General features: G+C 61.6%; 21 protein-coding genes. 16 read left to right on the top strand and 5 right to left on the bottom strand.

Features of this window, described 5'->3' with window-relative positions; genetic code table 11:
* The first annotated feature begins 2 nt into the window (after positions 1-2).
* Together Q0Q48_RS00345 and Q0Q48_RS00340 are read left to right on the top strand one after the other, a co-directional pair.
* A complete protein-coding gene (locus tag Q0Q48_RS00345) occupies positions 3-1,172 on the top strand; it encodes a TrbI/VirB10 family protein (protein WP_295132140.1) in 1,170 nt (389 codons plus the stop codon).
* Positions 1,173-1,182: 10 nt separating this feature from the next.
* Entirely contained in the window at positions 1,183-1,425 is a 243-nt protein-coding gene (locus Q0Q48_RS00340; protein WP_068190400.1) for a DUF2274 domain-containing protein, read from the top strand.
* Here Q0Q48_RS00340 and Q0Q48_RS00335 read toward each other — a convergent pair.
* The 5 genes from Q0Q48_RS00335 to Q0Q48_RS00315 form a co-directional block, all read right to left on the bottom strand.
* Positions 1,422-2,330: a LysR family transcriptional regulator gene (locus tag Q0Q48_RS00335; protein ID WP_295132134.1), complete on the bottom strand. Its 909-nt coding sequence runs from the start codon at positions 2,328-2,330 to the stop codon at positions 1,422-1,424. The two genes, Q0Q48_RS00340 and Q0Q48_RS00335, sit on opposite strands and share 4 nt — an antisense overlap.
* Positions 2,331-2,720: 390 nt before the next feature.
* Positions 2,721-3,209, bottom strand: a complete 489-nt coding sequence (locus tag Q0Q48_RS00330) for a DUF305 domain-containing protein (RefSeq protein ID WP_295132131.1) — start codon at positions 3,207-3,209, stop codon at positions 2,721-2,723.
* The gene (locus tag Q0Q48_RS28655; RefSeq protein ID WP_366915254.1) at positions 3,199-3,300 is read right to left on the bottom strand and encodes a hypothetical protein; all 102 of its coding nucleotides are present in this window, start codon (positions 3,298-3,300) and stop codon (positions 3,199-3,201) included. Before Q0Q48_RS28655 ends, Q0Q48_RS00330 begins: the two co-directional genes overlap by 11 nt.
* 313 nt (positions 3,301-3,613) lie before the next feature.
* Positions 3,614-4,888 (bottom strand): adenylate/guanylate cyclase domain-containing protein, encoded by a 1,275-nt coding sequence (locus Q0Q48_RS00320; protein WP_295132128.1) that lies wholly within the window; start codon positions 4,886-4,888, stop codon positions 3,614-3,616.
* A gap of 10 nt (positions 4,889-4,898) precedes the next feature.
* The gene (locus Q0Q48_RS00315; RefSeq protein WP_295132125.1) at positions 4,899-7,163 is read right to left on the bottom strand and encodes a heavy metal translocating P-type ATPase; all 2,265 of its coding nucleotides are present in this window, start codon (positions 7,161-7,163) and stop codon (positions 4,899-4,901) included.
* 126 nt (positions 7,164-7,289) lie between these two features.
* On the opposite strand from Q0Q48_RS00315, the gene Q0Q48_RS00310 reads away from it, so the two are divergent.
* From Q0Q48_RS00310 to Q0Q48_RS00245, 14 genes are all read left to right on the top strand, one after another.
* Positions 7,290-7,565 (top strand): metal-sensitive transcriptional regulator, encoded by a 276-nt coding sequence (locus Q0Q48_RS00310; RefSeq protein ID WP_295132122.1) that lies wholly within the window; start codon positions 7,290-7,292, stop codon positions 7,563-7,565.
* 632 nt (positions 7,566-8,197) lie between these two features.
* Positions 8,198-8,422: a hypothetical protein gene (locus Q0Q48_RS00305; protein ID WP_295132119.1), complete on the top strand. Its 225-nt coding sequence runs from the start codon at positions 8,198-8,200 to the stop codon at positions 8,420-8,422.
* Positions 8,419-9,855, top strand: coding sequence for a TolC family protein (locus Q0Q48_RS00300; protein WP_295132116.1), 1,437 nt, complete (start codon positions 8,419-8,421; stop codon positions 9,853-9,855). Before Q0Q48_RS00305 ends, Q0Q48_RS00300 begins: the two co-directional genes overlap by 4 nt.
* A 13-nt stretch (positions 9,856-9,868) precedes the next feature.
* A complete protein-coding gene (locus Q0Q48_RS00295; RefSeq protein ID WP_295132113.1) occupies positions 9,869-11,260 on the top strand; it encodes a copper oxidase in 1,392 nt (463 codons plus the stop codon).
* A gap of 31 nt (positions 11,261-11,291) precedes the next feature.
* Complete coding sequence (locus tag Q0Q48_RS00290; RefSeq protein WP_068195937.1) at positions 11,292-11,771, top strand: cupredoxin family protein; 480 nt, start codon at positions 11,292-11,294, stop codon at positions 11,769-11,771.
* Between the two features lie 25 nt (positions 11,772-11,796).
* Positions 11,797-12,084, top strand: coding sequence for a copper-binding protein (locus tag Q0Q48_RS00285; protein ID WP_295132110.1), 288 nt, complete (start codon positions 11,797-11,799; stop codon positions 12,082-12,084).
* A 356-nt stretch (positions 12,085-12,440) separates the two neighbouring features.
* Positions 12,441-12,860 (top strand): c-type cytochrome, encoded by a 420-nt coding sequence (locus Q0Q48_RS00280; RefSeq protein WP_295132108.1) that lies wholly within the window; start codon positions 12,441-12,443, stop codon positions 12,858-12,860.
* A 553-nt stretch (positions 12,861-13,413) separates the two neighbouring features.
* Positions 13,414-13,815 carry a FixH family protein gene (locus Q0Q48_RS00275; protein WP_068197888.1) on the top strand — a complete coding sequence of 134 codons (402 nt, stop codon included), beginning with the start codon at positions 13,414-13,416 and terminating at the stop codon, positions 13,813-13,815.
* Between the two features lie 311 nt (positions 13,816-14,126).
* Positions 14,127-15,194 carry an efflux RND transporter periplasmic adaptor subunit gene (locus Q0Q48_RS00270; RefSeq protein WP_366915253.1) on the top strand — a complete coding sequence of 356 codons (1,068 nt, stop codon included), beginning with the start codon at positions 14,127-14,129 and terminating at the stop codon, positions 15,192-15,194.
* Positions 15,191-18,304, top strand: coding sequence for a CusA/CzcA family heavy metal efflux RND transporter (locus Q0Q48_RS00265; RefSeq protein ID WP_295132100.1), 3,114 nt, complete (start codon positions 15,191-15,193; stop codon positions 18,302-18,304). Before Q0Q48_RS00270 ends, Q0Q48_RS00265 begins: the two co-directional genes overlap by 4 nt.
* Before the next feature lie 1,103 nt (positions 18,305-19,407).
* Entirely contained in the window at positions 19,408-20,721 is a 1,314-nt protein-coding gene (locus Q0Q48_RS00260) for a TolC family protein (protein WP_068196908.1), read from the top strand.
* Entirely contained in the window at positions 20,718-21,698 is a 981-nt protein-coding gene (gene ihpB, locus Q0Q48_RS00255; protein ID WP_068196907.1) for a divalent metal ion exporter adaptor subunit IhpB, read from the top strand. The genes Q0Q48_RS00260 and ihpB overlap by 4 nt, the downstream gene beginning before the upstream one ends.
* 15 nt (positions 21,699-21,713) lie before the next feature.
* Positions 21,714-24,911 carry a CusA/CzcA family heavy metal efflux RND transporter gene (locus Q0Q48_RS00250; RefSeq protein WP_295132091.1) on the top strand — a complete coding sequence of 1,066 codons (3,198 nt, stop codon included), beginning with the start codon at positions 21,714-21,716 and terminating at the stop codon, positions 24,909-24,911.
* Positions 24,908-25,279 carry a hypothetical protein gene (locus Q0Q48_RS00245; protein ID WP_068190273.1) on the top strand — a complete coding sequence of 124 codons (372 nt, stop codon included), beginning with the start codon at positions 24,908-24,910 and terminating at the stop codon, positions 25,277-25,279. The genes Q0Q48_RS00250 and Q0Q48_RS00245 overlap by 4 nt, the downstream gene beginning before the upstream one ends.
* Positions 25,280-25,391 lie beyond the last annotated feature (112 nt).

The raw sequence follows: 25,391 nt of genomic DNA, 5'->3' as shown, positions 1-25,391 counted from the left end.
CGATGACCGACCAATCTCATTTGGATTCCACACACTCGACGGTCACTCAGCCCTTTAGGCTGCGGTCGGAGGGCCCGCGCGTTACTCGTCTGTCGCGCACTGTGCTGATTGGCGGGACGGCGCTGGGCCTGATTCTGGTCTGCGGCGCCGTGCTGTGGGCTTTACAGGGTGACCGGCTGCGTGGCGTCGCGCCGCAGGAACTCTACACCACCGACCGGTCTCGCGTTGCCGACGGCCTGGCGGCGCTGCCGCGCGATTACACCGGCGTTCCGAGGGATGTCCCGCCACTCGGGCCGCCGCTGCCGGGCGACCTCGGCCGGCCGATCGTGGCAGCTCAAGGTCAGCCCGCCCCCGCACCGCCCGACACAGAGCAACAGCGCCGGGCTCAGGAGACGGAAGCGGCGCGCGTCAGCCGGCTGTTCGCTCCCGGGAATCGTCAGACGCAGCCTGGTGCCGCAACTATTACTCCGTCTCAGCCATCAATGTCGGCAGCATCGTCGGCGACCGATGAAGCCTCGATCCAGAATGGACAGGACCGCAAACTCGCCTTCATAAATGCGCCTGTCGACCGGAAAACGACCAACTATGATCGTCTGGTCCGGCCCGCTTCACCGTTTGTGTTGCAGGCCGGCGCTGTCATTCCTGCGGCCCTCATCACTGGCCTTCGATCCGACCTTCCGGGACAGATCACCGCGCAGGTGACGGAGAACGTCTATGACACGCCGACCGGCGGCGCGTTGCTGATTCCTCAGGGGGCACGGCTGATCGGCGTCTACGACAGCCAGGTTAGCTTCGGACAGTCACGTCTTCTTCTTGTCTGGACGCGGCTGCTTCTGCCGAACGGCTATTCGATCGTGCTCGAACGACAACCCGGGGCGGATTCTAGCGGCCAGGCTGGTTTGGAAGACGGAGTCGATCATCATTGGGGCTCGCTGTTCAAGGCCGCGCTTCTTTCCACCATCTTGGCGGTCGGCACCGAGCTGGGCTCGGATCAGAACGACAGCGATATCGTCCGTGCCCTGCGCCGTGGTGCGGGCGACACGCTGAATCAGGCCGGCCAGCAAGTGGTGCGAAGAAACCTCAATATCCAACCCACCCTCACGATCCGCCCTGGACATCCGGTCCGGGTCATCGTGACGCGCGATCTCGTGCTGCAGCCTTACCGAGGATAGGAGGAACCCCATGTCCAAGCTCAAGCTCGGTGCAATTCTGGACGAGAAGCCTGTGAAGTTGACGGTGGACTTGCCCGCGGCGATCCATCGAGATCTCATCGTCTATGCGGAGGCGCTCGGCCGTGAAACGGGTCAGACGATCGACCCGGCGAGACTCGTGGCTCCGATGTTGGCCCGGTTCATGTCTGCCGATCGAGCGTTTGGCAAAGCGCGCCGGTCCACAAAGGGCTCGGCGAAGAACGCCGAAGCCTAGCTCAGGATGGTGGGATGATGAGTATGCCGAAGCGTTTCCAGGAACCGTGCGAGAGCTGGATTCTTATTGTGCTCCTCCCAGCATGCCGTGAAGGTGATATGGCTCGGGCCTGACGCATCGCGAATTTCCCGAAAACGGACGCCGGCATAGGCAGGACTGATCCACGATTCGCAGTGAATGCTGACATGGTGTCCGGCTTCCACCATTCCCAGAACATGCTCGTTGCTGGCATCCCATGTCTCTATGTTGGGGCCACCGCCAGGCGCTGCGAGCTTCTTGAGAATCAGGTTGCGCAGATCCGATCCGGGGTCCCACTGGCTGAGAAGAATTGTCTCGTCTTTAAGGTCGTTCCAATCGATGACCTCGTTGCTCGAAAGTGGGTGTCGTGAAGACAAAGCCACGACAATGCGCTCCGACCATAGCGACATCGAAAGTCCACTATGTTGTCGCGCTTCCCCGGCAACGATGGCGACGTCGACGTCTCCCGCCCCAAGAGCGGCGACCAGCTGACCGCGAGATCGCTCGGTAACCTGGATGGTAATCCCTGGAAACGCCTTGATGTGCTCCGCCAAGATCGAGCGTACCTTGCTGGTCGATATCGCCGTGCCGAATCCCGCTCTAAGCACGCCGGCTTCTCCGCGGTCTGCCAGCTGCGATGCTCTCACCATGTTGTCTATTTCGTCGAACAGACGACGGGCTGCCTGCGACATGCTTGCGCCTGCAGGTGTGAGGCGTACGCCTCCACTCGAGCGCTCGAACAAAGAAACACCAAGTTGCCCTTCGAGGTGGCGGATCCGGCGACTGAGAGCCGATTGCTTGATGTTTAGGACTGTTGCAGCTTGCCGAAAACTCCCTTGCTCAGCAGCCGCGATTACGCTCCGCAAGGAACTCAGATCGAGGTTCATGATCGGACCGCCTACTGTGATGGAAGAGTGGCCAGTCCCTCTGATAGTTGATGAAATTTGGCTTGCTGGTTTCCACCAGCATACATTTTCGCAATCTTTCGAACTCAGCCTTGCCACGTAAGACGGCGTAGCGATCATGCTTCAACCCACTGACCGCGTCGGGAGTTCTCGGAGAAGTAGAAGTAAAGGTGCTTAGGGCGCGCGATCGCAGCCGGTCCGTGGCAACTGTTCGAACTCGGCCCTGAGGCGGAGACACTCGATCTACCCGCGGGTTGGTCTAATGCACCTATCTCGTGGCCACGCCGATGGTCTTCGGCCCTTCGGTATGGCTGTGAGCCAGCGCCTTGCAATCTCCAGAAGGTGGCCCTGGAAATTACTTCAATAAGTAGCTCATTTGGCGCTTTGCAGCAGCGATTTCATCTGCGCGATCTCCTGCTGCTGGCCGGAAATGATGCCCGCACAGAGTTTCTGAATTTCGGGAGAACTGGGCGATGATTCTTTACACATCAAAATTGCGCCGGCGTGATGCGGAATCATTGAACGAAGGAACTGTTCATTTCCTATTCCGATCTGTTCGCGGATACCGAACCAACAAAGGACGCCCAAGAGCAAACTTACTGCAAAGATCATCGTGTTGAGACGCCAATCGGCATACATGCCTCGCATCACAAGCAATTCTATGAGGACCATCGGCGCAGTCATGAGCCCAGCCATGTAGACCTGATTGAGGTTCGAATAAACATTGGCGAACCGGTCGACCATGGCATACATGAGCGCATACATGGCGACGAACATAAGAGCGGTCATCATAGCCAAGTGCGTGTATTGTTGCGCTCCGCGGCGATGCTTGTCGGGGCTGGCGGAAGTACTACTTGCCATGTTTGATCTCCTTCTCCCGGTCTGCAATCGTTTTCGCCGCCATCTTCTTGAGATCGGGATCCGCACCGAGCTGTAGTTCGGTCTTCGCCATGGCGACCGCAGCCTGATGGTGGGGGATCATATTTTTAGGCCGAAATCGACATCCGCCTGACCACTCAACGGCACATCGATGCCTTTCATGACGTCCATACGCACCCTTTTATACGCCTCAATCACGGGCGCAGGCATTGGCGCCATGTTCGTCGTGCTTGTGCAGGTACTCCGATCCTGCGCGATCGCACCGCTGTACACATCGGAGGACCGCCAGCAATTGAAAGAGCCTCCTCTTGCTGGGTTGCTCCCGCCGGGACTTTTATTTTGTTCACAAGAGCTGAATTGAATTGGCGTGGGCCAGCAGAGACTACCTACTGACTGGGCGCATGCAGTCTCGAAAGGTAGGCAAGTCTCAGCTTTCCGCGTCTGCCATTGATCTCGGCCGCCTCTTTCCAGATCCAATCAACGCTTGAGCGATAATGTGGAGCGTCATCCAAAACGTCTTCCGAGATGACCAGCACTGCGTTGAGTGACCGGCAGAGCCGCTCCAGACGCTCCGCGACATTTACCGCATCCCCAAATACCGTGAACTCGGCGTGTCGACCGCTTTCCAGTACGCCGCCGACCACGGGCCCGGCATGCAATCCAATTCCGGCCTCAACCGCAGTCTTGCCGTGTCTGACCCGCTCGTGACTCCACTGCGCGAGCAGCGTGGTGAGCCTCAGACCACACGCGATCGCCCGTGCCGCATCGTCCTCACCGGTTCGCGGGTGGCCAAATACCGCCATGACGCCATCTCCGATGAACTTGTCGACGGTACCGCCGTGCTCGAAGACGGCTTCCGTCACCAATTGACGATACTCCGAGAGCACTTCGGCGATGGCTTCAGGTTCTGAAGCTTCGCTGAGGAGAGTGAACGAGCGAAGATCTACGAACATCACGAGCGCGTGCCGACGGGCGAGAGTGAGATTCGTGCGGTCATCCTGGAGTTCTGCGACGACACCCGGCGAGAAGAAGCGCGCCAGCATCTGGCGCCGCCGTTCGCTTCCCACCGCTTCGGCGAGTACCACATTGTGCTCCTTTATCAGCAGGTAGCAGACGAAGGCTGCGAATGCGAACGCGGCGGCGAGCGCCCCTTCGGCGCCCAATATCGGCCACTCACTTTCCGCCTTGGGATGTAGACGAGCATGTACGGCGAGCGTGATGGCGAGCAACATCAGCCATCCGGTGAGCACGACGGCCGAGAACAGGACAACTAGCCCCGGTCTCAGGCGCAAGGCCGCATGCGTCAACAGGAGGAAGCCGACGGCCAGTGACGGAGCCGTCAGGCTGTGATCGAATGCCTCACCCGGTGCGAAGAGGTGTGCGTGAAACAGTGCCACCACAAGCAAGGCGTCGATGACGACGAACGCGATCGTCGCCCAGACCGGACCAGTCCGCTTCAGGGCAAGGAGCAAGGCCACCATCGTGGCCAAGCCGTAGCCGCCGATCACCTGACCATGCACAAGAACGCTTTCGCCATGCTGGCTTGCTAGGAGATTGAGCACCAGCACCGCGAACACCAGAAGCCGCAGCCAGGCCGACCGCAGCTCCCGGCGCCATCGACGCTCGTTCGTCGAAAGACCGGCTTCGTTCGTGGCCTGCATGTCCTGTCCGTCAGAGCCGGAAGGCCCTCAGACGCAGGGCATTGGCAATCACGCTGAACGAAGACAGTGCCATTGCTGCCGCAGCGATGATGGGCGACAGGAGGATGCCGAAGGTGGGGTAGAGCACGCCTGCGGCGAGCGGGACGCCCGCGGCGTTGTACACGAACGCGAAGAAGAGGTTCTGGCGAATGTTGCGCATCGTCGCTTCGGACAGTCGTCGAGCCCGCACGATCCCCATCAGGTCCCCTTTGAGCAGCGTGACGCCCGCGCTCTCGATCGCGACGTCAGTGCCGGTCCCCATGGCAATACCGACATCGGCAGCCGCCAGCGCAGGCGCGTCGTTGACACCGTCTCCGGCCATGGCCACGACGCGGCCTTCCGTTCGCAACTTCTCGATGACGGCGCTCTTTTGCTCGGGAAGCACGTCCGCCTCGACCTCGGCAATGCCGAGCCTTCGCGCGACGGCGTCAGCCGTGGTGCGATTGTCTCCGGTCAGCATGACGACCCGTATCTTTTCCGCAGCCAAGGCACGAATTGCCTCGGGTGTCGTGGCTTTGACCGGATCAGCAATGGCGAAGACCGCGGCCGGGGCCCCGTCGACGGCCAGGAAGATTGCCGTCGCCCCCTCGAGTCGTAAGCGCTCGGCGTCGGCCTGCAGGCCGCCAGGATCGACTCCGAGTTCCTTCAGGAATTTGGCATTGCCTAGCACAAGTTTGCGACCGTCAACCGTACCGGTGACTCCCTTTCCGGTGGGCGAGTCGAACTCGCTCACGCCGGAAAGGGCAATCTTGCGGTCGGCGGCTTCGTTTACGATTGCCATGGCGAGGGGATGTTCACTCGCTTTCTCGACGCTCGCTGCCAAGCCCAACACGGTCGCCTCTGCGAAGTCCTTGGTCGGGACGATCGCCACGACCTTCGGCTTGCCCTCGGTCAGCGTTCCCGTCTTGTCCACGACCAGCGTGTCGACGCGCTCCATCCGCTCGAGCGCCTCGGCATTCTTAATGAGGACACCGGCCTGCGCCCCGCGACCGACGCCCACCATGATCGACATTGGAGTGGCGAGGCCGAGGGCACAAGGACAGGCGATGATCAACACGGCTACGGCGGCCACCAGTCCGAAGGAGAACTGGGGTTCTGGTCCGAATATCGACCATGCGGCGAAGGCCGCGATCGAAACGGCGATGACTATGGGTACGAAATAGCCGGAAACCTGGTCGGCTAGCCTCTGAATCGGTGCACGGCTTCGCTGCGCTTCAGCCACCATCTGGACAATGCGGGCCAGCATCGTGTCGCGACCGACCTTGTCGGCCCTCATGACAAGCGAGCCCGTCGAATTGAGCGTGCCGGCGATCAGGCCCGCGCCGGCTTCCTTGGTAACGGGCATTGACTCGCCGGTGACCATCGACTCGTCGACCGCCGACCTTCCGGTCAAGACTTCACCATCGACCGGAATCTTCTCGCCTGGACGGACGCGAAGGCGATTCCCGACGACGATCGAGTCGAGCGACACGGTCTCATCTGTCCCGTCTTCCTTGAGGCGTTGCGCCGTCTTGGGCGCAAGATCGAGCAGGGCTTTTATGGCACCGGAAGTTTGCGCACGCGCCCTCAGTTCGAGAACCTGCCCCATCAGGACCAGGACCGTTATGACGGCCGCGGCCTCGAAGTACACAGCCACTGATCCGTCCGAACCACGGAACGCCCCAGGAAAGAGCTGCGGAGTGAGGGCCGCCAAAACGCTATAGATCCAGGCCACACCGGTGCCGATGGCGATAAGGGTGAACATGTTGAGGTTACGAGTGATGATGGACTGCCAGCCCCGGACGAAGAAGGGCCAGCCGCCCCACAGCACGACCGGCGTAGCCAGCACGAGCTGAATCCAGTTAGACCATTTCTGACCGAGCAGCATGTGCAGCGAGGTGAGATGTCCTCCCATCTCGAGTGCGACAACAGGCAGACTGAGCACCAGCCCGATCCACATGCGTCTCGACATGTCAATCAGCTCGTGGTTGGGCCCGTCCTCTAAAGAGACCTCCGCGGGTTCCAGCGCCATGCCGCAGATAGGGCAGCTCCCGGGGCCGATTTGACGGATTTCGGGATGCATGGGGCATGTGAAGATCGTGCCGGGCGCGATGGAAGAGGCAGGCGCCGCCTCCTCGGGCCTCAAGTAGCGTTGCGGTTCGGTGGTGAACTTCTGCAGGCACTTGGGATTGCAGAAATAGTAGGTTTGCCCCTCGTGCAAGGCCGTATGCCTGGCCGTCGCAATCTTCACCTTCATGCCGCAGACGGGGTCCTTCGCAATATCTTGGCTGGCTCTATGGTGTTGGTGAGCGGCGCTCCCGCCGTTGCAGCAATCGTGTTTCATGACTTGCCACATATACCGTACGGGGGTATAGTGCAAGTCATGAATGACAAATTGAAGAAGTCGCAACTGGCCCGCCTTGGCCGTATTGAGGGCCAAGTCCGCGGGATCGCTCGCATGATCGAGGAAGAGCGCTATTGCATCGATGTATTGACCCAGGTCCGCGCCGTGCGCGCCGCCTTGAACAAAGTTGAGCAGGAAACGCTCGGGGATCACCTTGAGCACTGCGTCGCTCATGCATTCCACGCCGGTTCGGAGAAGGACCGAAGGGCCAAGATCGAAGAGATTCTTGAAGTCCTCGACAGCCGACGCAGCTGATCGTCCGACTCCGCCGATTGACAACCCGCCAGCTCCTGCTCATGTATGTGTCCATGATCGCCGCTCCGTCCTTGAGGAAGTTCGCACAGGCATTCCTGCTTGCGCTTGCGGCGTGGGTGCTTACCGCTGGTGTTGCTTCGGCTCATGGTGGTCATGCGGGCTCGGACGCTCGATCAGCAGCCGAAGCGGTGGCGCCGACGAGCGATGTCCGCCGCGAAGGACCGGTTACCAGTGCAACTGGCTTCGAGGAAGGGGCCGAGGCCGTCGCAGGGCATGATAAAGGCTCCTGCCCGACCGGGGCTCCCGCAAAGCATTCTGGAAACTGCTGCAACATTGCCTGTCATGCGTCGATTCCCGTCTCGACCCTCGACCTTTGGTCGTGCGATTGGGCGGCTTCTTCGCCTGTACCCGGCCTGAGCGACATGCTCGAAGGCCGTTTCGGCGATCGTTCGGAACGTCCTCCCAGACTCGTCTGACCGCGTTCGCGCTAAAGGCGCGTGTCCGGTCCTGAGCCCCTGATAGGCTCGTAGTCCCAGACACCTGACGTGCGCGAACGCCCACGAGCTGCCGCTGTCGATTGACCGTGTCGCTCAGGCCCGTCGCGTTCACGTCATTCCATCTGGGTATTTGCCATGAAAATCCTGGTTCCATCCATGTTCGCGCTTGGAGTGGCCGCCTGCGCCGCGCAGCCTCTTCCCGAGTTGTCGCCGACCGATGCGTCGAGCCCCGAGGCGCCGACCGTGGTTGCGCCTTATCAACCAGTCATGTCCGGCACCGCATCCCATGTGCCGGTGGGGCTGAAGCCGTGGCGAGAACTCAATGATCGGGTCGCGCCTCGCGCGGGACGGTCACAATGAACACCATCACCAAAACCGCCGCCATTGCGATCGTGAGCTTGCTGGCAACGGGCTGCGCGAAGTTTACGGATGACGGCGGCATGGCGCCGGTCACAGATGGCATCCGTAAGGAGATCGGCCGGGACGCCGTCAAACTTTCGTCGCCCGAAGACATCCGACGCGCGCGGGAGCGCGTGCAGACCCTACTGGCCGAACCGCTCACAGAAGACTCGGCGGTTCAGGTCGCACTGCTGAACAATCGTGGGCTTCAGGCCGCCTACAACGACCTAGGTATCTCCGAAGCGGAGTACGTACAGGCGAGCCTTCCGCCAAACCCCGCGCTAACGGTGGGGCGCACCTTTGGTACTGGTAGCTTCGTGGAGTTTGGCTTCCAGCTCATCGGCAACCTGCTGGCCTTCGCGACCCTGCCAAGGAAGACGGAGATTGCCAAGCGTGAGTTCGAGGAAGCACGCTACCGCGCCGTTGCGACGACGCTCAGCCTGACTGTCGATGTGCGCCGGGTCTATATCAAGGCAATTGCCGCCCAGCAGCGCCTCGCTTTGCTGGAGCAGGCGCGCCAGACCGCTGACGCATCGGCGAAGATGATGACGCAGCTCGGTGAGACGGGCGCCGCCAACAAGCTCGACCAGGCGCGTGTCAGCGCCTTCTACGCCGACCTCAGCGCTCAGGTCGCCCAAGCCCGTTTGAGCGTGGCCAGCACGCGCGAGGCGCTGAACCGGATGTTGGGCGTCTGGGGAAGCGATCTCTCCTACAAGCTTCCAGCCCGCCTGCCGGCGCTGCCAGCGGCGGCCGATGCCCTGGCCGACGTGGAAGTCGAGGCGATGAAACGACGCGTCGACCTGATCATCCTACGCTACGAGATCGTGACGCTCGCAAAGTCGGCTAGCTTCGTGAACGCCACGCGATACCTATCGTTTCTTGAGCTTGGCCTCGGCTACCGTAACGAAGTCGAGACCAACGACGCCGGCGAGCAGTCGTCGAAGAACCGGTATGGGCTCGAGCTCGGCATCGTGATCCCGATATTCGATACCGGTGAAGCTCGTGTCGTCACCGCCCGAGAGATCTACATGCGTGCCGTCAACAGACTTGTGGAACGGTCCGTGAATGCCCGCTCGGAGGCGCGCGTGGCCTACACGACCTATCGCGCGACCTACGACATCGCGCGGTTCTACCAGTCGCGACTCCTGCCGCTCCGCCGGCAGATCTCGAACGAGGTGCTGCTGCGCTACAACGGCATGCTCATCGACGTATTCGAGGTCTTGATCGAGGAACGCGAGCGGATCAACGCCAATATCGCGTCGCTCGACGCCTTGCGCGATTACCACCTGGCCGTCGCCGACATGCAAGCCGCCTTGATCGTGGGCGGCACGGTCCCGCCATCCGGCGTCATCAACACGACGCCGGCACCAGAAACCATCCCCCTTGGCCTCTAGGAAAGAAAAACCCATGAGCATTTCCAGGCGTGATCTCGTCGGGGCTTCTGGCCTCGCCCTGCTTGGCGCATCTGCGATCAGTGGGCGCGTCCAGGCGCAATCGATTCCCGAAGCACCCACGACAACGACGAACACGATGCAGCCGCCGCTCTATCCGACCAGTGGACCGGACTACCAGCCGGTCGTGACGCTCAACGGCTGGACCCTGCCGTGGCGGCAGAACGGGGACTGGAAGGAGTTTCATCTGGTCGCCGAGCCGGTCGAGCGCGAGATGGCGCCCGGCATGATTGCCCGGCTGTGGGGCTACAACGGCCAGAGCCCGGGCCCGACCATCGAGGCCGTCGAAGGCGACAAAGTCCGCATCTTCGTTACGAACCGGCTGCCTGAGCACACGACGATCCATTGGCACGGCCAGCTCTTGCCCTCCGGCATGGACGGCGTCGGCGGCCTCAATCAGCCGCATATCAAGCCGGGCCAAACCTTCGTTTACGAGTACCAGCTCAAGAAGAGCGGCACTTTCATGTACCACCCTCATGCCGATGAAATGGTCCAGATGGCCATGGGCATGATGGGCTTCTTCGTCGTGCATCCGCGCGATCCCAAGCTGCATCGCGTCGACCGGGACTTCGTCTTTCTTCTCTCATCGTACGATATCGACCCCGGCAACTACGTTCCCAAAGTCGCGGAGATGACCGCTTTCAACATGTGGACATGGAACAGCCGCGTTTTCCCCGGCATCGACCCGCTCGTCGTGGCGAAGGGCGACAAGGTTCGCGTGCGGGTCGGAAATCTCACGATGACCAATCATCCGATCCACATGCACGGATACGACTTCGAGGTGACCTGCACCGACGGCGGATGGGTGAGGCCTGAGGCTCGCTGGCCCGAGGTCACGATCGATATCCCGGTGGGAGCCATGCGCGCCTACGAGTTCGATGCAATCTATCCGGGAGATTGGGCCATTCACTGCCACAAGTCTCATCACACCATGAACGCGATGGGCCACGACCTCCGTACCTTCATCGGTGTCGACAAGAAGCAGTTCGCCAAGCAGATGAAGCGCCTCGTGCCTGATTACATGCCCATGGGTAGTGCCGGTATGGCTGACATGGGCGAGATGGAGATGCAACTTCCCGACAACACGTTACCGATGATGACCGGCTTCGCACAGTTCGGAGCGGTCGAAATGGGCGGCATGTTCTCCGTGGTGAAGGTGCGCGAAGGATTGGCCTCGGGGGACTACAAGGACCCCGGTTGGTACCAGAATCCGCCTGGCACTGTGGCTTGGGAGTGGAAAGGGCCGAAGCCCGAAGCCACCCGCGCTGCCACGCCCACGCCAGCTCTGAAACCGGGTGTCGCGCCTGTGCGCGTGGTCAAGCCGTCGTCGCACGGCTCACACAAGTAGTTCAACCAAGGAGGCAATCGTGAAAGCTGGAATGTTAATCGTGACGTCAATCGCGGCCGCATTGCTTGCCGGCGCAGCCGCTGCCGCGCCGGGGCACAAGCCGGGCGAAGGCCATTCGCATGCCGACGACAAGGCATATGGCGCGCCCGGCGATCCCAAGAAGCCTGCGCGCATCATCCAGATTGTGTTCCGCGAGGACGACGGGAAGATGCTGTTCATGCCGGACAAGCTCAAGTTCAAGAAGGGCGAGCAGGTTCGTTTCCAGCTCCGCAACAACGGGGCCATCGATCATGAGTTCGTCGTAGGCACTGTCGAGGAGAACCTCAAGCACATGAAGGACATGGAGAAGAACCCCGACATGGAGCACGACGATCCGAATGCCAAGCGGCTGAAACCCAAGGCGACGGGAGAAATCCTATGGCACTTCACGAAGGCAGGGACCTTCGACTTCTCCTGCCTGATTCCCGGGCATCGCCAGGCGGGCATGTTCGGCACCATCGTCGTCGAGTAACCCAACGCAATCGAAGGAGCATCAGATGTTCAAGAGATTCTTCGCTGCAGCATTGACTGCGACCCTGCTCTCGGTCTCGGCGCTGGCCGACGGCAACATGGTCAAGGCCGAGGTCGTCAAGGTGGACAAGGCCGCAGGCAAGGTCACGCTGAAGCACGGCCCCATCAAAGACCTCGACATGGACGCCATGACCATGGTGTTCCGCGTCGCCGATCCCTCGATGCTCGACAAAGTGAAACAAGGCGACCGCATCGAGTTCGAGGCCGCCCGGGTGAACGGTGCGATCACCGTCACCAAGATCGGCAAGCACTGACGACGCCTCGATGAAACAGGTGATGGCAGGCGCAGTCGCCTGCATAGCCGCTTTTGGCGGCACGGGCGGATCGTCGGCAATCGCCGACGACCGCGAGTTGCAGGCAATCCTCGTTAAGCAGGGGTGTGTCGCGGAGGCTATTGACCGGACAGAGTTGTCGTCGGTGGTCAGCGCCTACGACGTTACCTGTCGTGGGTCCGGCCGGGTTCTCACCATCGTGTGTGTGGACTCTGATTGCCGTCTTCAGTCGGCACCGCGTCACGACCAGCGACGCCAGGAGCCAGCAGGGCCGTTGGATGGTTGATCGGTTGTTCACACGGCGCCGCAGGTGGCGGGGGATCGGGGTGGCGGTAGCTTTGCTCATCATCATCCTGGCGGCGAGTGCTTTCGTACTGCTCCGGGAGAAGCCACTTCGGATCGATCCGAGCGACCCCAACCAAGTGGCGTTGGGCAAACGTCTGTATGCAACAGCGTGCGCGAGCTGCCATGGCGTCTCGCTCGAGGGGCAGCCGGATTGGCAGCGGCGCCGCGCCAACGGGCGGCTGCCGGCGCCTCCCCATGACGCCAACGGGCATACCTGGCACCATGCCGATGCCTTCCTCATGCGCATCACCCAGCTCGGCCCCGCAGCCTATCCCGAAGGATATCAAACTGACATGCCGGGGTTTCGCGACGCACTCACGGATCGCGAGATGGCTGCAATCCTAGCCTACATCAAGAGCACTTGGCCGGCGGACATCAGGGCGCGCCAAAACCGCCTGAATGTCACGCGCTGAGCGGAGGCAGGCCCGCTGCAGCCTAACTGAATGGCAAGGGTCGCGCATCCGGGCTTTTTTCCGCCATTCTTGAGGTGCTACAGTAGCGTCGTGGGTACTTTCAAAGCCCTTGCTCGCTTCCTTTCGGTCGTCGCCATGTGTGCGTTGCTCGGCGCGCCATTCGCGCGTGACGCTGCGGCCGTAGTCGGTCCGCAGGCGTTGGTCACGGCGACGGTTCAGGTGAATGTTGCCAGCGACATGGGCGAGATGCCTTGCTGTCCGGGCATGACGTCCGAGCGCGACTGCTCAAAGACCTGCGTGTTAATGGCGGTGTGCGCAACGCCTCTGATGCATATGGCGGCGACCGCGATTCGTGCAGCGTCGCACGTGTTGTTCTCGCGAGGGCACCCGCCCAGCATGCACCCGTTGGCAGGCCGGGAAGATCTCCCGGCGCCGAGACCTCCCAACTCCCACGTCTGAAGCCCGCTTCTCGCCGGTCGTCACGCGGTGAAGACACCGCGTCTCGCTTCAGCGCCGTTGCGATCATCCGCGACGGCGATCCCGGAGTTGCAAAATGATCAGTGCTCTCAGATTGGCCGCTTTGGCGGCTTTTTCCACCGTGCTTCCTACACTTATTGCGCCAGCGATAGCTGACGTGCGCGACTACGAGTTTCAGCTCGTTCACGATCAACTTTCCCAAAACGAGGCGACTGAGGTGGGCGTTCGGCTGGTCAAGAAGTCGACCGGCGCGCCTGTCGCCGATGCGGTCATCTTCGCAAGTCGAATGGATATGGCGCCCGATGGAATGCCGACCATGCAGGCGTCGCTCGCCGCGGTGCCGTCCGCCCAAGCTGGCGTCTACCGCTTCTCGACCCGGCTGGAAATGGAGGGGGCTTGGCAACTCTCTCTCGCCGCGAAGGTCCAGGGCGAAGAAGGCACGGTGGTGGGCAAGCTGATTCTGAAGGTGCTGCCGTGACCCGGCGATGGTGCGTTGCCCTGGCCGCTGGGGCCATCGCAATCGCCGGAGCCAGCGGATACTTCGTACGGGATTTTGGGCTTCTCGAAAGATACCTCACAAGAGGCAAAACGGCCTCACCGGTTGAAGCCATTCTCTATTATCGGGATCCCGACAACAGGCCATTCTACTCGGCCACGCCCACGACCACACCTGATGGCCGGCCATACCGCGCGGTCGCCACCTCCGAAGAGCCTCGCCTTGTCGAAGTGACACAGGATCAGACGCTAGAGGGGACTTCGACCCGACGTATTCTGCATTACCGGCATCCCATGGGCCTTCCCGATGTGTCACCTGTGCCGAAGAAGGACTCGATGGGCATGGATTACATCGCGGTCTACGAAGGCGAGGGGGACGAGTCGGGCACGGTTCGCCTAAGTCCTGCTCGAATCCAGCGCACCGGCGTGGTGACAGAAGTAGTGGCCGAGCGCGTACTGGCGCAGACCATCCGTGCGCCGGGCACCATCCAACTCGACGAACGTCGCATCTCCGTGATCTCCCTGCGTACCGAGGCCTTTGTCGAATCGGTCGAGAACATCACGACCGGTTCGGAAGTCCGCCAGCATCAGCCGCTCATGCGTCTCTACAGCCCGGTAATCAGCGGAGCCGCCGCCGAATATGCCGCCGTTGCAGCGGGAGGCCGCGAAGCGGGGAGGGGGTCGCGTCAGAAGCTCGCCAACATGCTCGTGCCGGAAGATGTGATCGCGGAGATAGAAAGCTCACGGCGTGCACCGCTTTCCCTGACATGGACGGCGCCCCGCGATGGCGTCGTCCTCGAACGCAACGTTGCCGAAGGGATGCGCGTCAATCCTGGAGACGTTCTCTTCCGGATCGGCGATCATTCGATCGTCTGGGCGGTAGTCGATATACCGGAGTCGCAGCTCGCGCGGTTGGCCCCTGGACAGCGCGCCCGCATCCAGGCGCGGGCCTTCCCGGGGCGCGCGTTCGCAGGAACGGTCGACCTCGTCTATCCCAAGCTCGACGCCGCAACCCGGAGTGCTCGGATTCGGATAGAGCTGCCAAACCCGGGCTTTGCCCTTCGACCCGATATGTACGTCCTCGCCGAGATCGACACGGGTGACGGCATGCCGCGCTCATCTGTTCCGGAAAGTGCCGTCATCGATAGCGGGGATCGTCAGTTGGTCCTCCTCGACAGAGGCGAGGGAAGGTTCGAACAACGGGCCGTCCGTACGGGCGTTCGCAGCGGGACCTACGTCGAGGTGCTTGAGGGCGTTGTGCCCGGGGATCGAATCGTGACATCCGCCAATTTCCTGATCGATGCCGAAAGCAACCTCAAAGCGGCTCTGAAGGCCCTCGTCAAAAGCGAGCCTGCGCAATGATCGCCCGCTTGATCGAGGCCTCGGCTCGCAATCTCGTCCTAGTGCTGATCGCAACGGCATTCGCAGTGGCGGCAGGCGCTTATGCGGTCACCCGCATGCCCCTGGATGCCATTCCCGATCTCTCGGACACGCAGGTCATCGTCTACACCGAGTATGGCGGTCAGGCGCCTCAAGTCGTCGAGGACCAGGTCACATTCCCCCTGACCAGCGCCATGCTGAACGTTCCACGAGCGCGGGTGGTGCGCGGCTTCTCGTACTTCGGCGTGAGCTTCGTCTACGTCATCTTTGAAGACGGCACCGACATCTACTGGGCTCGCTCGCGGGTGCTTGAATACCTGAACGGCGCTTCGCGTCGTCTGCCGGCGGGGGTGACGCCGGTGCTGGGTCCCGACGCTACAGGGGTCGGCTGGGTCTACCAGTACGCTATCGTCGCCGCTCAGCGCTCGCTGGCCGAGCTTCGTTCGCTGCAGGATTGGTCGCTGCGCTTTGGCCTCGCTCGCGCCGAAGGTGTCGCGGAAGTGGCAGGCGTGGGCGGCTTCGTGAAGCAATACCATGTCGTGGTCGACCCTCATCGCCTGCGCGGTCTCGGCCTCAGCCTAGCCGCCGTCAGGGACGCTATCCGGGCGAGCAACGTCGATGTCGGCGGTCGAACGGTCGAGCTGTCGGAGTTCGAGTTTGTCGTCCGCGGCCGCGGCTATCTTAAGGGCGTTCCGGATCTCCGCGCGATAGCGTTGAAGAGTGCCAACGGGACGCCGCTCCTGCTCGACGACGTCGCACGGGTCGAGATCGGCCCCGACGAGCGGCGTGGGATTGCCGAGCTGAATGGCGAAGGCGAGGTCGCGAGCGGCATCGTGTTGCAGCGCTATGGCGCGAATGCGCTCAACGTCATCGACCAGGTGAAGGCTCGTCTCGCCGAGATGAAGGCAGGGTTGCCCGAAGGCGTCTCAATCGTCCCCGTATACGACAGGTCACGATTGATCGTTTCGGCGATCGACACGTTGCGTGTCACGCTGATCGAGGAGGGCCTAATTGTGGCTCTCGTCTGCTTTGTTTTCCTGCTCCATGCCCGCAGCGCCCTCGTGGCCATTCTCATGCTGCCGGTTGGCGTTCTCATAGCCTTCATCGCAATGCGCCTCTTGGGGATCGGCTCCAATATCATGAGCCTCGGCGGTATTGCGATCGCCATCGGCGCCATGGTCGACGCCGCGATCGTAATGATCGAGAATGCCCACAAACACCTGGAGCGCAGCCCGCCGGGCAAGCCTCGCGTGGAGGTCTTGATCGAAGCGGCTTCCGAGGTCGGACCCGCTCTGTTCTTCAGCCTCCTCATCATCACGGTGAGTTTCCTGCCCATCTTCGCGCTGGAGGCGCAGGAAGGGAGGCTGTTCGGCCCGCTCGCCTTTACCAAGACCTTCGCCATGGGCGCTGCGGCGCTCCTGTCCGTGACCCTAGTGCCCGTCCTGATGGTTCTCTTCGTTCGCGGACGGATCGTTCCCGAGCATCGTAACCCGGTGAACCGTTTTCTCATCTGGGTCTATCGCCCTGTAATCCGCGCCGTTTTGCGCGCCAAGCTGCCGACGATAGCGCTCGCCTTGATCATCGCGACAGTCACCCTCTGGCCAGCTCGGCAACTCGGAACCGAGTTTATGCCGGCGCTCGACGAGGGGACGTTGCTCTACATGCCGACCACCTTGCCGGGGCTCTCCGTAACGAAGGCGGCCGAGCTATTGCAGACGCAAGATCGGATCATCAAGTCGTTCCCCGAGGTCGACTCGGTCTATGGCAAGGCTGGCCGCGCACAGACTGCGACAGATCCGGCGCCTACAGAAATGTTTGAGACCATCATAAACCTGAAGCCCAGGAGCGAGTGGCGTCCTGGTCTTACGGTGGAAGGTCTGATAGCAGAGATGGATCGGTCCTTGCAGTTTCCGGGCGTCTCGAACGCCTGGACAATGCCGATCAAGGCCCGGACGGACATGCTTTCGACCGGCATCAGGACGCCGGTCGGCGTGAAGGTTTTCGGCACCGATCTCCGGGAGATCGAGCGGCTGTCGCGGGAGGTCGAGCAGGTCCTGCGCAACGTTCCGGGAACGTCGAGCGCTTATGCTGAGCGCATCATGGGCGGCTACTACCTTGAGATCGCACCGGATCGCGCCGAGATGGCGCGGCACGGCCTGATGCTGGGCGATGTTCAGGAAGTGATCGCGACCGCCCTTGGTGCCGAGACGATAACGACGATGATCGAGGGACGGGAGCGCTATGGCGTGACCATACGCTACCCCCGCGATCTTCGCAGCAGCCCTCGGACGATCGCGCAAGACGTGCTGGTCCCCTTGCCCGGCGGGGCGACCGTCCCGCTCGGCGAGGTAGCGAAGATCGAGCTTAGCCGAGGTCCCACGACCATCCGGACGGAAAACGGACAGCTTGCCAGCTACGTCTACGTCGATATCCGCGATATCGACCTCGGGAGCTATGTTGCCGCCGCCCGCAAGGCAGTTGCCACGGGGGTCATTTTTCCGCCCGGTTACTACGTGACCTGGAGCGGCCAGTTCGAGTACCTCGAGCGCGCGCAAGCCAGGCTGGCTGTCGTGGTGCCTGTCACCCTGCTGATCATCTTCCTGCTGCTGTACCTCAACTTCCGGCGCCTCACCGAGACCCTGATCGTCATGCTCTCGCTTCCGTTCGCCCTGATCGGCGGCGTCTGGCTCGTCTGGGCCATGTCCTTCAACCTCTCGGTCGCGGTCGTCGTCGGCTTCATCGCACTCGCCGGTGTTGCCGCGGAAACGGGAGTGGTCATGTTGATCTACCTCGATCAAGCGCTCTCTGATGTCCGCGCTCGGTGCGCGAAAGCAAACGTGCTGTTCACGCGCGAGCATCTTCACGAGGCGATCATGACCGGAGCGGTGGATCGCGTACGCCCCAAGATGATGACGGTGGTGGCGATCATGGCTGGGCTGTTGCCCATCATGTGGAGCACCGGTACGGGTTCGGAGGTCATGAACCGCATCGCCGTGCCCATGGTCGGTGGAATGATTTCGTCTACCGTCCTTACCCTGCTGGTGATCCCGGCACTCTATGCTCTAATAAAGGGACGATCCTTGGCGACCTAGTGCTCCAGGTGGTGAGCCCAAGAAGACTGGGCGCCAGCCGCCGAGTGTACTCTCTGCGAGCACCACGCCGGCTGAACATGTCCAGCAGCCAACGCTGCGTCATGGTTAGCGATGGTGTCGCAGGCCGCCGCTTCTGATCGTTGTAAGAGAGCGAAGACGCTTTCAACGTGATCTGAAACGCCGTTCCGCGCCATCTCTCTCGCTCGCTATATCGTTCGCGAGGCCTACGACTAAAGAGCGGATGCCCGGAGAAGAGGGGCGACGCAGGCAGGGCCGCCGACACGTAGAGGCTGGCGGGAAGCGCTACGAGCCTGCCTACGAACGCCGCCGGCAGTGCCGGCACCGCGAGTGAGGTGAGCCTGCGCCAACGATCACGCCCGCGCATGCAGGCGCTGCATCGTATATGAGGCGGCCAAAAACGTTCTTGGCCATCACTGCCTGGCCGGAGATCGCCGACTGGTACGCTCGTGACGGCCATGACGGCGGGGTATCCCCTGCCGCTCGCTTGGCCGACATTGGCATAGACCGCCGACCGGCCCGGAGCGTCGCCATCAGATGGCGCTGCGCGGTGCCGATGGACGTTTTGCTGCCAACATCGTTTATCTGAGGCGCATCGCCGCATCATCGGCGGCGTGATTGTATAACCCCTTAGTGCTCCTCGATAATGAGTTGGTGGCGACTATGATGGGTCATCGACTGGTACTGACATTCCGGCGGAGCGCACGCTTCGTTCGAGTGATCTGTGTCTTGTCCTTGGCTATCGCCAGCATCGTCCATGTTGTTAGCGATTTTAGCGCGAACAGCGGAGCGACGGGCACAGGGCAGACCGCAGTTTCGACGCTATCGGACGACCGTGGAGGCGAGGGCGGCCAGGCCGCAGAAGCCTGTCACAGCTGCTCTGTTGCGCCCTATTTCACTGCGGCGCCCGTTCTGCTTATCGCCGACGCCTCTTCAGAAGTGCCAGAAGGACGCCTTGTGCAGGTGTCCGTTGCCTCGCCAAATATAGCTGGGCCGCCTCCCAAGAACTGATCCCGTCGTATTTCCATCGTCGCGCCTGCGTTTCTGGCGTGGCGTACCGATGAACGCTTTTCTGGGATCAGATCATGTCAATTCGCGTAATGGGGGCGCTGTGCGCAGCGCTGCTCCTCGTCACGCATGCTCGCGGGGCATCGTCTCAGACCCCGCAGCCGGCTGCGCAGCGCGCGTCAAATAGCGGTCAGCAGTATGCACCGAGCGGGGCGCTTACTCTTCGTCAGGCTCTGCAGCAGGCGGTGAACGCCAGCCCGCGCATCGACATTGCTGATCGCAACGTCGGCATGGCCGATGGTCGCCGCCGGCAAGCCGGCGCGATGCCCAATCCAACCATCGGCTTCGAGGTCGACAATTTCGCCCCCGGAAACTCCGAAAATGTCGGCGGTGCCGAGACGACGCTAATGCTCAGCCAGCTCATCGAATTGGGCGGAAAGCGCGACGCACGCGTATCGGCGGCTCTCGGCGATGCCGATGCCATGCGATGGGAGAAGGATGCAACCCGTCTCGAGCTGCTTTCGGAAACGACGCTTGCCTTCGTAGAAGCTCTTTCGGTACAGCGGCGCGTCCAGATTCTGGAGCGTCAGGCGGCAACCTTGGAACGGCTCGTGCCGCTGATGCAGCGTCGGGTCGATGCGGGTGCTTCTTCACCGTCGGAAGTCACGCGAACCCAGACCGCGGTTGGTGTTACGAGGTTGGAGCGTGATCGGTCACGTCTGGCCTTCGCCGTAGCCCGAAGGGACCTCACCGGGTTGATGGGGCGCGACCTCCCCAATTTCAACTCTGTCTCCGGAGATTTCAATCGTCTGGTCCGCCCAGCACCACTTGAAGCTCTGATCAAGGCTATTGATGACAATCCGCAGCTTATGCGCTGGACGGCCATACGCGCTCAAAGGGACGGAGAGCTGCTGGTCGCCCGTCTGAAGCCCATTCCAGACGTCACGGCAAGCGTGGGCTGGCGCTACTACTCCGACACCCAGCAGAGTGCCGTCCGGCTGGGCGTTTCGATGCCGTTTCCAGTGCTGGACAGGAACCGTGGCGGTATTCACGAAGCGCAGGAAAATTCGCGCAAGGCCCATTCCGAAAGGGCCTCGAACCGACTGGCTCTGATCACCGTTGTCGCGAAAGCACACGACACCGCAAACAATCAGCTCATCCAGCTCGACCTCATCCGCAAGACGATCCTGCCGGCGGCGCGTCAGACCTACGCGACCATCGAAGCGGGGTACGGACAGGGGCGCTTCACGGTCCTGGAGATTCTGGACGCCTATCAGACTGTCGCTGACGCGGAACTGAAAGAGCACGAAGCGCTGACCAGCTTTCATTCAGCCGTTGCTACAATCGAGGGCCTCACCGCGAGCCCCGTGAACGTTACGAGGGCACGATGATGAACTTCGCTAAAAAGGCACTGGGTTACCTGACGCTGGCGATCGTTTGCGCGGGCATCCTGGCCGCCGCTGGCTACTACGTCTTCGATGCACGATTTGCTAACCAATCCAAAGCCGCCGGCGCCAAAGGCGGGCACGCGGAGAAGGAAGGGGACAGCCACGACGAGGGCGTGAAGCTTACCGATGCGCAAGTGACCGCCGCCGGTATTGAGCTGCTGACGGCCGGCCCTCGTGAACTTCGAGACATTCTGCAACTGAACGGCACGGTTCAGCCCAACCAGGAAACGCTAGTGAAGGTGACCCCACGCTTTCCCGGTGTAATCCGCAGCATGCGCAAGCGACTGGGCGACAAGGTCAAAAAAGACGATGTACTCGCGACCGTCGAAAGCAACCAGAGCCTGACGGTTTATGAACTCAAGGCACCGATCGAAGGCACTGTGATCGACCGTGACGGCACGCTGGGTGAGTTCGCATCCGAAGCGCGGCCGATCTTCACCATTGCCGACCTCTCGACCATGTGGGTCGACTTCGCGGTCTTTCGGAAGGACTTCTCGAAGGTCCGGATTGGCGACGCCGTTTCCATCGATGTTGGTGACGGCGGTGCGATCATCGAAGCCAAGATTGATTATCTCTCCCCGATCGGCGCCAGCGATACTCAGTCGGCCATAGCGCGTGCAATCGTCCCGAACAGCGGACGGTTGCGCCCGGGCTTGTTCGTGGACGGAAAGGTCGTCCTGTCAGCGCGGCCGGTCGATGTTGCTGTCAGTACAAACGCCCTTCAAACGCTCGAGGGCAAGAACGTCGTCTTTGTACGCAACGGCGAAATGTTCGACGCGAGAGAGATCGAATTGGGCAATCGGGATGCCGATTGGGCCGAAATTACGTTCGGCCTCGTCGCAGGCGACGTCTATGCAGCAAAGAACAGCTTCGTGATCAAGGCGGAGATCGGCAAGGCCGGCGCCGCTCACGAGCACTGACGCGAGAAATCCAACATGATCAACAAGATCCTGGAGTTCTCCATCCAGAACCGATGGTTCGTCATTATTGCGGCCATCGCGGTTGGTGCGTTGGGTGCGTGGAACTTTACGCGCCTGCCAATCGATGCGGTGCCCGACATCACCAACGTCCAGGTGCAGGTCAACACCGTCGCGCCGGGCTACTCGCCATTGGAGGTCGAACAGCGCATCACTTTCCCATTGGAAACGGCAATGGGTGGTTTGCCGAAGCTCGAATACACTCGCTCGCTGTCGCGCTATGGCCTGAGCCAGGTAACCGTCGTGTTCAAGGACGGGACTGACATCTATTTCGCCCGCCAGCTCGTGAACGAGCGGATCCAGCAGGCCAAGGAGCAGCTTCCACCTGGCACGGAGACCGCGATGGGGCCGGTGTCGACCGGTCTCGGTGAGATTTACATGTATGCGGTCGAGGCCAAGCCAGGAGCTAAGCGGTCTGACGGCGAGCCCTATTCGGCGACCGACCTGCGGACGATCCAGGACTGGATCATCAAGCCGCAGCTCCGCACCGTGCCAGGCATTGTCGAGGTCAACACGATCGGCGGCTACGAGAAGCAGTTTCACGTCCTGCCCGATCCGGCGAAGCTGATGGCTTATCGCCTCGCGTTCCGCGACGTGATGCAGGCGCTAGCAACACACAATGCCAATGTCGGCGCCGGCTACATTGAACGCAACGGTGAGCAGTATCTGGTTCGCACGCCGGGGCAGGTGAACACGCTGCCGGAAATCCGCGACATCGTCATCGGAACGCGCGGTGGGGTGCCGATCCGGATTTCGGACGTAGCCGAGGTCAAGGAAGGGACCGATCTACGAACCGGTGCCGCGACGCTCGATGGCAAGGAGACCGTAATCGGGACCACGATGTTGCTGATCGGTGAGAACAGCCGGACAGCCGCACAGCGCGTGAGCGCGAGGCTGGACGAGATTGCGCGTTCCCTGCCGGACGGCGTCGTCGCACGCGCGATCTACGACCGGACCAAGCTCGTCGAAGCCACAGTCTGGACCGTCGAGAAGAACCTACTGGAAGGCGCACTGCTCGTTGTGGTCGTGCTGTTCCTGATCCTGGGCAACTTCCGGGCGGCCTTCGTCACAGCCTGCGTCATCCCGCTGTCGATGCTCTTCACCATCACCGGCATGGTCGAGAACCATATCAGTGCCAACCTGATGAGCTTGGGCGCCATCGACTTCGGCATCATCGTCGATGGGGCGGTGATCGTGGTAGAGAACTGCCTGCGCCTGCTTGCTGAAGAGCAACACAAGCGCGGTCGTTTGCTGACACGCAATGAGCGCTTCGCGACGATCCTTGCCGGTGCACAGGAGGTGATCAAGCCGAGCCTGTTCGGAACTGTGATCATCGGCGTCGTCTACCTGCCGATCCTCACGCTGACCGGCGTCGAAGGGAAGATGTTCACGCCCATGGCACTCACAGTGCTAATGGCGCTTCTGGGCGCGGCCATCCTGTCGATGACCTTGGTGCCTGCAGCCGTGGCGCTCCTGGTGACCGGAAAGGTCTCCGAGAAGGAGAACTTCTTCATGCGCGGCGCGCTTCGTGTTTATGCGCCGGCGCTCGAAGGCGCTATCCGGCTGCGCTACGTCGTGGTCGCGATGGCCTTCGTGCTGGTCGGTGTTGCAGGCGTGGCAGCCTCCCGGATGGGCGGGGAGTTCATTCCCTCGCTCGACGAGGGCGACATCGCTATGCATGCGATGCGCATACCCGGCACCAGCCTGACCCAGTCGGTACAGATGCAGGAAGCGCTTGAAAAGGCGATTCTGGAGTTTCCGGAGGTCAAGGAAGTCGCGGCCAAGATCGGTACGGCGGAGGTGGCCACCGATCCCATGCCACCCAACGTCGCCGACAACTTCATCATGTTGAAGCCGCGCTCCGAATGGCCCGATCCCAACCGGTCCAAGGCCGACTTGGTGGCAGCCATTGAAAAGAGGGTCGAGCAGATCCCCGGCAATAACTACGAGTTCACCCAGCCCATTCAGATGCGCTTCAACGAGCTGATCTCCGGTGTCCGGAGCGATCTTGGCATCAAGATCTTCGGCGACGATCTCGATACGCTTCTGTCGATCGCGACCAAGGTCGAAGCTGTTGTTCGGGCCGTGCCCGGCGCTGCCGACGTCAAGACTGAGCAGGTGAGCGGACTGCCGATGCTTACCGTGAAGCCCAACCGTGCGGCTCTCGCACGATACGGCATTACGCTGGCGGAACTGCAGGAAGTGGTGGAAATTGCCGTTGGTGGCCGAGAGGCGGGGCTAATTTTCGAGGGCGACCGCCGCTTCGACATCGTGATCCGGCTACCCGAGAGAATGCGCGTTGACGTCGACGCCCTGGCGTCGCTGCCAATTCCTATTCCTGCGCAGGTGGCAGGAAAGGAGAATGGAGCCAAGGGCAGTCGCGCGATCGTGCAAACAGGCCTCGGTGTGGCGGCCCCGTATGTGCCGCTCTCTGCCGTGGCCTCTATCGACATTGCGCCGGGCCCCAACCAGATCAGCCGTGAGAATGGCAAGCGCCGCATCGTCGTTTCTGCAAATGTTCGCGACCGCGATCTCGGTTCCTTCGTCAGCGAGGTTCAGAGCCGCGTCGCCGCACAGGTCAAGCTGCCATCGGGCTATTGGATTGGTTGGGGTGGTCAATTCGAGCAGCTTGTCGGCGCTACGAAACGCCTGGCGATCGTCGTGCCGGTCGCGCTGCTGCTGATCTTCGTCTTGCTCTGCATGAGCCTTGGTTCACTCCGTGACGCGCTCTTGGTGTTCAGTGGCGTGCCGCTGGCGCTGACTGGCGGTGTGGCTGCGCTCGTGCTCCGGGATATTCCCCTCTCGATCAGCGCCGGCATTGGCTTCATCGCATTGTCTGGCGTGGCCGTGTTGAACGGGCTCGTCATAATCTCCTTCATCCAAGGATTAAGAATCCAGGGACGCTCGGTGGCAGAAGCCGTGCGCGAGGGAGCCATGAAGAGGCTCCGTCCCGTGCTTATGACTGCGTTGGTGGCGTCGCTGGGCTTCGTGCCCATGGCAATCGCGACCGGCGCGGGCGCCGAAGTGCAGAGGCCGCTGGCCACCGTCGTCATCGGCGGAATCATCTCGTCGACTATCCTGACGCTGGTCGTTCTACCGGCTCTGTACGCTCTGTTTCACCGAGACAAACCCGTGCAAAAAGAGGAGATGGCATGAAGAAGTTTCTGATAGCGGTGGCGTTGATGCTGTGGGCCGGCGTGGCTGTCGCGCAGCATAATCACGCAGCCACGAAGGGGCCCAATGGCGGGCCGGTCCATGATGTGGCCGGGGTGCATGCCGAGTTGGTCATGTCCGGCAACACGGTGACCATCAATTTGCTCGACGAAGCGAACAAGCCGACATCAGCCAAGGGGTTCAGCGGTTCCGTGCTTATTGTTGCAGGTTCCTCACGTGAAACCGTGCAGCTTGCCGTTTCCGGTGACAATTCGCTGAAGGGCGACGCCAAGGCCGCCATTCCGTCCGGTGCACAGGTAACGCTCGTGCTGAAGAACGCTGCCGGAAAATCCGGCCAGGCCAAATTCTAGTTGAATTAGGCGCGGCTGCCCTGCGGGGCGGCCGCGTCTTGCGTCGTGTTTGGAGCAGGGGCCGCTGTTCTTGTCGGTGCGTCTGCCCGGAATGTGTTCGTCAAAATGCCAG

Source organism: uncultured Reyranella sp. (genome assembly GCF_945957355.1).
Taxonomy (GTDB): Bacteria; Pseudomonadota; Alphaproteobacteria; order Reyranellales; family Reyranellaceae; genus Reyranella.
Note: the sequence above shows the minus strand (reverse complement) of the source record. Positions and strands in the feature narration are given on the sequence as shown.

Bases quoted from the DNA above. Each gene is read 5' to 3' on its own strand.
- Q0Q48_RS00345 (WP_295132140.1), top strand. From the start codon at position 3: ATGACCGACCAATCTCATTTGGATTCCACACACTCGACGGTCACTCAG.
- Q0Q48_RS00340 (WP_068190400.1), top strand. From the start codon at position 1,183: ATGTCCAAGCTCAAGCTCGGTGCAATTCTGGACGAGAAGCCTGTGAAG.
- Q0Q48_RS00335 (WP_295132134.1), bottom strand. From the start codon at position 2,330: ATGAACCTCGATCTGAGTTCCTTGCGGAGCGTAATCGCGGCTGCTGAG.
- Q0Q48_RS00330 (WP_295132131.1), bottom strand. From the start codon at position 3,209: ATGGCAAGTAGTACTTCCGCCAGCCCCGACAAGCATCGCCGCGGAGCG.
- Q0Q48_RS28655 (WP_366915254.1), bottom strand. From the start codon at position 3,300: ATGGCGAAGACCGAACTACAGCTCGGTGCGGATCCCGATCTCAAGAAG.
- Q0Q48_RS00320 (WP_295132128.1), bottom strand. From the start codon at position 4,888: ATGCAGGCCACGAACGAAGCCGGTCTTTCGACGAACGAGCGTCGATGG.
- Q0Q48_RS00315 (WP_295132125.1), bottom strand. From the start codon at position 7,163: ATGAAGGTGAAGATTGCGACGGCCAGGCATACGGCCTTGCACGAGGGG.
- Q0Q48_RS00310 (WP_295132122.1), top strand. From the start codon at position 7,290: ATGAATGACAAATTGAAGAAGTCGCAACTGGCCCGCCTTGGCCGTATT.
- Q0Q48_RS00305 (WP_295132119.1), top strand. From the start codon at position 8,198: ATGAAAATCCTGGTTCCATCCATGTTCGCGCTTGGAGTGGCCGCCTGC.
- Q0Q48_RS00300 (WP_295132116.1), top strand. From the start codon at position 8,419: ATGAACACCATCACCAAAACCGCCGCCATTGCGATCGTGAGCTTGCTG.
- Q0Q48_RS00295 (WP_295132113.1), top strand. From the start codon at position 9,869: ATGAGCATTTCCAGGCGTGATCTCGTCGGGGCTTCTGGCCTCGCCCTG.
- Q0Q48_RS00290 (WP_068195937.1), top strand. From the start codon at position 11,292: ATGTTAATCGTGACGTCAATCGCGGCCGCATTGCTTGCCGGCGCAGCC.
- Q0Q48_RS00285 (WP_295132110.1), top strand. From the start codon at position 11,797: ATGTTCAAGAGATTCTTCGCTGCAGCATTGACTGCGACCCTGCTCTCG.
- Q0Q48_RS00275 (WP_068197888.1), top strand. From the start codon at position 13,414: ATGATCAGTGCTCTCAGATTGGCCGCTTTGGCGGCTTTTTCCACCGTG.
- Q0Q48_RS00270 (WP_366915253.1), top strand. From the start codon at position 14,127: ATGGGCCTTCCCGATGTGTCACCTGTGCCGAAGAAGGACTCGATGGGC.
- Q0Q48_RS00265 (WP_295132100.1), top strand. From the start codon at position 15,191: ATGATCGCCCGCTTGATCGAGGCCTCGGCTCGCAATCTCGTCCTAGTG.
- Q0Q48_RS00260 (WP_068196908.1), top strand. From the start codon at position 19,408: ATGTCAATTCGCGTAATGGGGGCGCTGTGCGCAGCGCTGCTCCTCGTC.
- ihpB (WP_068196907.1), top strand. From the start codon at position 20,718: ATGATGAACTTCGCTAAAAAGGCACTGGGTTACCTGACGCTGGCGATC.
- Q0Q48_RS00250 (WP_295132091.1), top strand. From the start codon at position 21,714: ATGATCAACAAGATCCTGGAGTTCTCCATCCAGAACCGATGGTTCGTC.
- Q0Q48_RS00245 (WP_068190273.1), top strand. From the start codon at position 24,908: ATGAAGAAGTTTCTGATAGCGGTGGCGTTGATGCTGTGGGCCGGCGTG.